Source organism: Streptomyces yaizuensis (assembly GCF_034961445.1).
Taxonomy (GTDB): domain Bacteria; phylum Actinomycetota; class Actinomycetes; order Streptomycetales; family Streptomycetaceae; genus Streptomyces; species Streptomyces yaizuensis.
The window spans coordinates 1-7736 of the sequence record NZ_BSBI01000031.1 but is presented as its reverse complement, the minus strand read 5'-3'; the positions used below and the strand labels follow the sequence as shown (position 1 = coordinate 7736).

Annotated in this window: 7 protein-coding genes; all 7 read left to right on the top strand. The window is 71.5% G+C overall.

The annotated features are described in order from the left end of the window. The first annotated feature begins 649 nt into the window (after nucleotides 1–649). The gene (locus SYYSPA8_RS37040; protein WP_323451880.1) at nucleotides 650–832 is read left to right on the top strand and encodes a Trm112 family protein; all 183 of its coding nucleotides are present in this window, start codon (nucleotides 650–652) and stop codon (nucleotides 830–832) included. Between the two features lie 126 nt (nucleotides 833–958). Continuing rightward, the gene (locus tag SYYSPA8_RS37035; RefSeq protein WP_323451879.1) at nucleotides 959–2095 is read left to right on the top strand and encodes an SIS domain-containing protein; all 1137 of its coding nucleotides are present in this window, start codon (nucleotides 959–961) and stop codon (nucleotides 2093–2095) included. 276 nt (nucleotides 2096–2371) lie between these two features. Next, on the top strand, nucleotides 2372–3535 hold the full coding sequence (manA, locus tag SYYSPA8_RS37030; RefSeq protein WP_323451881.1) for a mannose-6-phosphate isomerase, class I: 1164 nt from the start codon (nucleotides 2372–2374) through the stop codon (nucleotides 3533–3535). Between the two features lie 211 nt (nucleotides 3536–3746). Continuing rightward, nucleotides 3747–4718 (top strand): cation diffusion facilitator family transporter, encoded by a 972-nt coding sequence (locus SYYSPA8_RS37025; RefSeq protein WP_323451878.1) that lies wholly within the window; start codon nucleotides 3747–3749, stop codon nucleotides 4716–4718. 346 nt (nucleotides 4719–5064) lie between these two features. Further along, entirely contained in the window at nucleotides 5065–6522 is a 1458-nt protein-coding gene (ahcY, locus tag SYYSPA8_RS37020; RefSeq protein WP_323451877.1) for an adenosylhomocysteinase, read from the top strand. Nucleotides 6523–6695: 173 nt separating this feature from the next. Beyond that, nucleotides 6696–7310, top strand: coding sequence for a hypothetical protein (locus SYYSPA8_RS37015; protein WP_323451876.1), 615 nt, complete (start codon nucleotides 6696–6698; stop codon nucleotides 7308–7310). Between the two features lie 234 nt (nucleotides 7311–7544). Further along, nucleotides 7545–7736 (top strand): hypothetical protein (locus SYYSPA8_RS37010; protein ID WP_323451875.1); only part of this gene is annotated, 192 nt, incomplete at its 3' end.

Genomic DNA, 7736 nt, shown 5'->3' with positions numbered 1-7736 from the left:
GCTCGTGCGGGGCCGCGCCCTGCCCGGGCCGTGTCGGTACGGGAACGTCGCGCTCGTGCGGGGTCCCGCCCTGCCCACCCGCGTCGATACGGGTTCCTCGCGCTCGTCCGGGGCTGGCCCTGTCTGCCCGTGTCGGTACGGGGTCCCGCACCCTTCTTTCCCCCGGCGCGGGGTACCGGCCGCCCGCGCCGGGGACGAGGGCGGGGGTGCAGGGTCGCCCCCGCAGGGGATCGGCGGAGGCTCGCCCGCACCGGACCTGGTGAGTACGCTCGCCGACCCCGAGGAGGTGAGCCCGGAGGCCCCGCCAACCCGCACCACCGACCCGGGCCGGGTCGACCCGCACAAAACCTGCCTCGCCGACGACCCGCACAAACTCGCCTCGCCGCCGTCGACCCGAGCAAAATCCAGCCCCGCCGGCGATTGAGGCGCAGGGGTTCGGGGACTGGTCCCCGACACGGGCCCGCACAAAACAAGCCCCTTGGGGGTCCCCCCGGACGGAGTCTGGGGGAGATTGAGGCGCAGAGGCTCGGGGGCCGGCCCCCGACACCGACCCGCACGGAGGTGCGGGCACACCAAGCCCCACCCCACCCACCGGCGGTACGCTGACGTCGCCCGTTTCACCACCCCACACCCAGAAGGACCCCACCTCATGGCGATCGAAGCCGGCCTCCTCGACATCCTCGCCTGCCCGGCCTGCCACGCCCCCCTCACCGACGAGAGCGACGCGGGGACCCCGGAGCTGGTCTGCACCGGCACGGAGTGCGGTCTCGCCTACCCCGTACGCGACGGCATCCCCGTCCTGCTGGTGGACGAGGCCCGCCGCCCCGCCTGACGAGGCACCGCGGGGCCCGTACCGCGAACCGCCCGCACGACGAACCGCGACCCGCACCGCGACGACCGCACGCACCGCGACGACCGCACGTACCGCGAACCGCACGGCGATCGGAGACCCCACCCCATGCTGGACGAGTCACTCCTCGACGCTCCGGAAGCCCTCGCCCGCGCCGACCGCCGAGGTCTGCTGCGGGGCGCCGCCGAGGCGGGCGCCCGCGTCCGCACCGCCGCGCGGCACGCAGCCGAGGCGGGTGTCGCCGAGCTGAAGCCCGACGGCCGCCCCCGGGCGATCCTGATCGCGGGCTCGGGCACGGCCGCCGGCGGTGTCGCCGATCTGATCGGCGCGCTCGCGGGGGCCGGCGCCCCCGTCACCCGGCTCGTTCCCACCGGGGTCGCCCCCGCGCCGGGCGCCCTGCGCTGGGCGCTCCCGGGCTGGGCGGGCTCGCTGGACCTCCTCCTGGTGGTGACGACCGACGGCTCCGAACCGGGTCTGGCCCTTCTCGCCGAGCAGGCGTACCGCCGGGGTTGCACCGTGGCCGCGGTCGCCCCGGGCCGCTCTCCGCTGGCCGAGGCCGTCGACGGCAGCCATGGTCTCGTCGTGCCCCTGGCGAGTGCCCCGTACGAGCCGTACGAGGAGACTCCGGCCGCTAGCCCGGGCGCGCTCTGGGCCCTGTTCACCCCGCTGCTGGCGCTGCTCGACCGGGTCGGCCTCCTCGAAGCGCCTCCGGAGACCCTGGCCAAGGTCGCCGACCGGCTGGACCGGACCGCCGAGCGCTGCGGCCCGGCGATCGCCACGTACAGCAACCCCGCGAAGATGCTCGCCGCCGAGCTGGCCGACAGCCTCCCGCTGATCTGGACGGAGGGCGGGGGCGCGGCCCCGGTGGGCCGCCGGTTCGCCGCGGTGCTCGCGGAGGTCGCGGGCCGGCCGGCGCTCGCCGCCGAACTCCCCGAGGCCCTGTCCGCGCATGGCGTTCTCCTCGTCGGTGGTCTCGCGGCGGGGGCGGATCCCGAGGACTTCTTCCGCGACCGGGTCGAGGAGCAGCAGGCGCTGCGCGCCCGGGTGGTGCTGCTCCGTGACCGCCCGACCGGTGGTCTGTCGGCGGCGCCGGCCGCGCGTGATCTGGCCCTCGGTCATGACACTCCGATCAGCGAACTCGAACCGGAGGAAGGGTCCGAGCTGGAGTCGATCGCCGAACTCCTCGCCGTGACCGACTTCGCCGCCGTCTATCTGGCCCTGGCCACGCCGGCCACGCCCTCCTGACCGTCAGGGGGCCCGTGCCGCGCCTGAACCGGAACCGGAAGCTGAACCTGAACCGGAACCGGAACCCAGAACTGGAATCATTCACTCCGTAAGTGGAATCGGTCGACCCCTGTAACGGGAGTCGTTCGGTCTCCGCCACGGGAACCGTTCGGCCCTGCCCCACCCCCACCACAGCGTGTCTTCATGTCCCGTCCACCCGCCCTTCCCACGGCCGGCGCTACCGTGACGACACCCCGTCCGCCCACCCGCGTCATCGGGAAGAACTCGGAAGCAGCCATGGACCGCCTCGTCAACACCGTGCGCCCCTACGCCTGGGGCTCCACCACCGCCATCCCGGACCTGCTGGGCACCGCCCCCACCGGCGAACCCCAGGCCGAGATGTGGATGGGAGCCCACCCCGGCGCCCCCTCCCGGCTGGCCCGGGGCAGGCTCGACGAGGTCATCGCCGCCGACCCGGTAGGCGAACTGGGCGCGGCGACCGTCGCGAAGTTCGGCCCGCACCTCCCCTTCCTCTTCAAGATCCTCGCGGCGGGGGCTCCGCTGTCCCTCCAGGTCCACCCGGACCTGGCCCGCGCCCGGGAGGGGTACGCCGCCGAGGAGCGCGCGGGCATCCCCGTCGACGCCCCGCACCGCAACTACCGGGACACCAACCACAAGCCGGAGCTGATCTGCGCCCTCACCCCCTTCGAGGGGCTGTGCGGCTTCCGCTCCGCGCCCGCCACGGCCGATCTCCTCGCCGGGCTCGGTGTCGACTCCCTCAAGCCGTACGCGGACCTCCTGCGCGCCCGCCCCGAGGAGGCCGCCCTGCGCGAGGTCCTCACCGCGATCCTCACCGCCGATCCCGACTCGATCGCGGCGACCGTCACGGAGGCGACCGCCGCCGCCGACCGGCTGGGCGGCCCCTACGCCCCGTACGCCCTGCTCGCCCACCACTTCCCCGGCGACCCGGGCGTCCTCGCGGCGATGCTGCTCAACCATGTCCGGCTCCAGCCGGGTGAGGCCCTCTACCTGGGGGCCGGCGTCCCCCACGCCTATATCGGCGGCCTCGGAGTGGAGATCATGGCGACCTCCGACAACGTGCTGCGCTGCGGCCTCACCCCCAAGCACGTCGACGTGCCCGAGCTGCTGCGCGTCGTCCACTTCGCCGCCGGGGACCCGGGCATCCTCCGCCCCGAGGCGTCGGGGGACGGCGAGGAGGTCTACGAGATCCCCATCGACGAGTTCCGCCTCTCCCGCTGTCTCCTCGCCCCCGGTGCCACACCGCTCGACCTCACCGCCCCCGGCCCGCAGATCCTGCTCTGCACCGCCGGCCGGGTCACGGCAGGCGAACTGACACTCGGACCCGGCGAATCCGTGTTCGTACCCAGCGACGAGAACACGCAGGTCAGCGCCGTCTGCACCGACTCCGCCACCCTTTTCCGCGCCGCCGTCGCCATCTGACCGCCCACCGCCTCCGGCCCCTGCCACAATGGCGCCCGCCCGGACGGGCGACGGCTCCATCTCCACCGGGGGCCCGCGTCCACCGGGCCGTCCCGGGGCGGGACCGGCCGGGGCGACGGCGTCGGGGCCGTCGCCGCCCGCACGGCCCGGCATCCGGGTGCATTGCGCGCGTGCGCGCGTACGCGACCCGACGAAGGGACATCCGGCACACATGAGCGCGTCAGGCGGAACCAAGGCGATCGTCGCGGCACTCGTCGCCAACCTCGCGATCGCGGTGGCCAAATTCGTGGCCTTCGTCTTCAGCGGCTCGTCCTCGATGCTCGCCGAGAGCGTCCACTCGCTCGCGGACTCCGGCAACCAGGGCCTGCTGCTCCTCGGGGGCCGCCGCGCCCGCCGCGAGGCCACCCCCCAGCACCCCTTCGGCTACGGCCGCGAGCGCTATATCTACGCGTTCCTCGTCTCCATCGTCCTCTTCTCCGTCGGCGGCATGTTCGCGATCTACGAGGGCTACGAGAAGATCAAGCACCCCCATCCCATCGAGGCGTGGTACTGGCCGGTCGGGGTCCTGATCTTCGCGATCATCGCCGAGACCATCTCCTTCCGTACGGCGATCAAGGAGTCCAACCAGGTCCGCGGCACCCTCTCGTGGAAGGAGTTCGTCCGCCGGGCCAAGGCACCGGAACTCCCGGTCGTCCTCCTCGAAGACCTGGGCGCCCTCGTCGGCCTCTTCCTCGCACTCGCGGGCGTTAGCATCGCCCTGGCCACCGGGAACGGTGTCTGGGACGGCATCGGCACCCTCTGCATCGGCGTCCTCCTCATCCTCATCGCCCTCGTCCTGGCCGCCGAGACCAAGTCCCTCCTGCTCGGCGAGTCCGCCGGCGCCGACGATCTCCGTCGGATCGAGGAGGCGCTGGTCGACGGCGAACGCGTGACCCGGATCATCCATATGCGCACCCTCCACCTCGGCCCCGAGGAACTGCTCGTCGCCGCGAAGATCGCCGTCCCGAACGACGACACCGCCCCCGAGGTCGCCGCGTCCATCAACGCCGCCGAGGAGCGCGTCCGCGCCGCCTGCCCGATCGCCCGCGTCATCTATCTGGAGCCGGACGTCTACAGCGCCCCGGCCGCCGCGGCCGGGACCAACCCCGCCAAAGCGCCCGACGACCCCACCTCACCCCACTGATCACTCCCTCTCACCCGCTCGCTCCCAAAACCCCAGGTGACCCCCGCTCCGACCACGCCCCACCGGCCGCCCCGCCGACCCGGGCCACCGGCTCCTTCCGGATCCGGCCCCCGGGCGGGCTGTGGCCGACCGCCCCCATCGGTGTAGATTCGTGACCAGAGTCAGGCGTCGCTGCTGATGGCAGTCGGGCGGTCCGGACAGGGCCGGCCGAGGGGAGAGAGGGCCTCCGACGGACTGCGCTGCGCGTGGGGTCCCCGGGTATCCGCATGGGGGCCGGGGCACCGCTGTGCCCACCGCCGCAGAGCCATCCGTACACCCTCGACCTCATTACGAGGAGCAGCCCGACATGACGACTGTCGCCGCCGGCCAGGACTTCAAGGTCGCCGACCTCTCCCTCGCCGCCTTCGGCCGCAAGGAGATCACCCTCGCCGAGCACGAGATGCCCGGCCTGATGTCCATCCGCAAGGAGTACGCCGAGAGCCAGCCGCTCGCCGGCGCCCGGGTCACCGGCTCCCTGCACATGACGGTCCAGACCGCCGTGCTCATCGAGACCCTGGTCGCCCTCGGCGCCGAGGTCCGCTGGGCCTCCTGCAACATCTTCTCCACCCAGGACCACGCCGCCGCGGCCATCGCGGTCGGCCCGGACGGCACCCCGGACAACCCCCGGGGCGTCCCGGTCTTCGCCTGGAAGGGCGAGACGCTGGAGGAGTACTGGTGGTGCACCGAGCAGGCCCTCACCTGGCCGAACTCGCCCACCGGCGGCCCCAACATGATCCTCGACGACGGTGGTGACGCCACCCTCCTCGTCCACAAGGGTGTCGAGTTCGAGAAGGCCGGAGAAGCCCCGGACCCCGCCACCGCGGACAGCGAGGAGTACAGCTACATCCTCCGCCTGCTGAACCGCACCCTCACCGAGAACCCGCAGAAGTGGACCCGCCTGGCGTCCGAGATCCGCGGTGTCACGGAGGAGACCACGACCGGTGTGCACCGGCTCTACGAGATGCACCGCGACGGCACCCTCCTCTTCCCGGCGATCAACGTCAATGACGCCGTCACCAAGTCCAAGTTCGACAACAAGTACGGCTGCCGCCACTCCCTGGTCGACGGCATCAACCGCGCCACCGATGTACTGATCGGCGGCAAGGTCGCCGTGATCTGCGGCTACGGTGACGTCGGCAAGGGCTGCGCGGAGTCCCTGCGCGGCCAGGGCGCCCGTGTGATCGTCACCGAGGTGGACCCGATCTGCGCCCTCCAGGCGGCGATGGACGGCTACCAGGTCACCACCCTGGACGAGGTCGTCGACAAGGCCGACATCTTCATCACGACCACCGGCAACAAGGACATCATCATGGCCGCCGACATGGCCAAGATGAAGCACCAGGCCATCGTGGGGAACATCGGCCACTTCGACAACGAGATCGACATGGCCGGCCTGGCGCAGCTCCCCGGCATCGTGAAGGACGAGGTCAAGCCGCAGGTCCACACCTGGACCTTCCCCGACGGCAAGGTCCTCATCGTGCTCTCCGAGGGCCGCCTGCTGAACCTCGGCAACGCGACCGGTCACCCCTCCTTCGTGATGTCGAACAGCTTCGCCGACCAGACGCTGGCGCAGATCGAGCTGTTCACCAAGCCCGAGGAGTACCCGACCGACGTCTACGTCCTCCCCAAGCACCTGGACGAGAAGGTCGCCCGGCTCCACCTCGACGCGCTCGGCGTCAAGCTGACCACCCTCCGTCCGGAGCAGGCCGCCTACATCGGCGTCCAGGTCGAGGGCCCCTACAAGCCGGACCACTACCGCTACTGATCACCTCCCGCCACTGATCGACCGATCGACGGCGACCGACTGAAGGACAGGCCCCCGCACCCCCGTGACGGGGGCCTGTCCCGTGTCACCCCCACCGGCCCGGCCACCCCGGCGCACATCCGTCGCACCGGCTCCGATCACCCCCGGGCCCCATCGCACAGGAACCACGCCCCATGCCCCGTGGCCGCTATTCGCTCCATGATCCGCACGATCACACCCCCCTCGGCGAAGAACACTTCCAGTGCGCCCCCGGCCCCTCCGGCTGGCGCTACGTCTCCCGGATCACCACCCCCTCCGGCGATCACGCCGGCTCCGTCGACCTCGCCCTCGACGACCTCGGCCGCCCCATCCGCCTCGAAGCGCACGCCGCGAACTGGCAGATCCGGGGCGCCGCCATCGACGGCGTCACCTGGGTCCGCACCGATCCCACCGGGGTCCACGCCACTGAAGGCAATGTCCGCGCCCACGCCTTCACCGGCACATCCCCCGCGTTCCTGATCGCGACGGCCCGCCTGCTGCGCCTCACCCCCGGTTCCCCGACGACACGCGTCCGTCTCGTCGCCTTCACGGATCCTGTCCTCGCGCCCCGGACGGTCGACCAGTCCTGGGCCTTGCTGAAGAGTGAAGCGCACACCACTGACAACGGCCCCCTGACCGTGGACGAGTACCAGGTCAGCGCCCTGGACACGGGTGAACAGCACACGGTCCACATCGCCGGCGACGTGGTCCTCGCGGCCCCCGGCATTGAGCTGGAGGACCTGGAGACGCCCCCCTCGGTCTTCCCTTGATCGCCGGCCCCGTGCCTCGATGTGCATCGGGCCCCGCTGAGCTGCTAGTCTCCTCCTCGCCCACAAAAACCGTTGACACGGGGTGCGTGGGGAGGTAGATTCAAACGGTTGCCTCGGACTGGACACAGTCGCGGGCAACCAGTTAGTATCTCTCTTGCTCCTGGCGGAAATTGAATTTCTGCGGAGCCAATCGACTCCTTATCTGGATCACGAACGCTGATTCGCTCAGCCGAAATGCTTCTGATAAAGTCGGAGCAGCCGAAAGGCGAAAGGCCGGTCCAACTGGCCGCCGGATCTGAAAAGTCCGAATCCCGGGTGACCGGGAGGCGGGAAAAGGATCTGGTAGAGTTGGAAACGCCGAAAGGCAAGAAAAACCGAAGGGAAGCGCCCGGAGGGCCTGGTGAAACAGGACCGAAGGAAGCGTCC

Excerpts from the sequence above, each read along its gene's own strand:
- SYYSPA8_RS37040 (WP_323451880.1), top strand. The coding sequence starts at position 650 with ATGGCGATCGAAGCCGGCCTCCTCGACATCCTCGCCTGCCCGGCCTGC.
- SYYSPA8_RS37035 (WP_323451879.1), top strand. The coding sequence starts at position 959 with ATGCTGGACGAGTCACTCCTCGACGCTCCGGAAGCCCTCGCCCGCGCC.
- manA (WP_323451881.1), top strand. The coding sequence starts at position 2,372 with ATGGACCGCCTCGTCAACACCGTGCGCCCCTACGCCTGGGGCTCCACC.
- SYYSPA8_RS37025 (WP_323451878.1), top strand. The coding sequence starts at position 3,747 with ATGAGCGCGTCAGGCGGAACCAAGGCGATCGTCGCGGCACTCGTCGCC.
- ahcY (WP_323451877.1), top strand. The coding sequence starts at position 5,065 with ATGACGACTGTCGCCGCCGGCCAGGACTTCAAGGTCGCCGACCTCTCC.
- SYYSPA8_RS37015 (WP_323451876.1), top strand. The coding sequence starts at position 6,696 with ATGCCCCGTGGCCGCTATTCGCTCCATGATCCGCACGATCACACCCCC.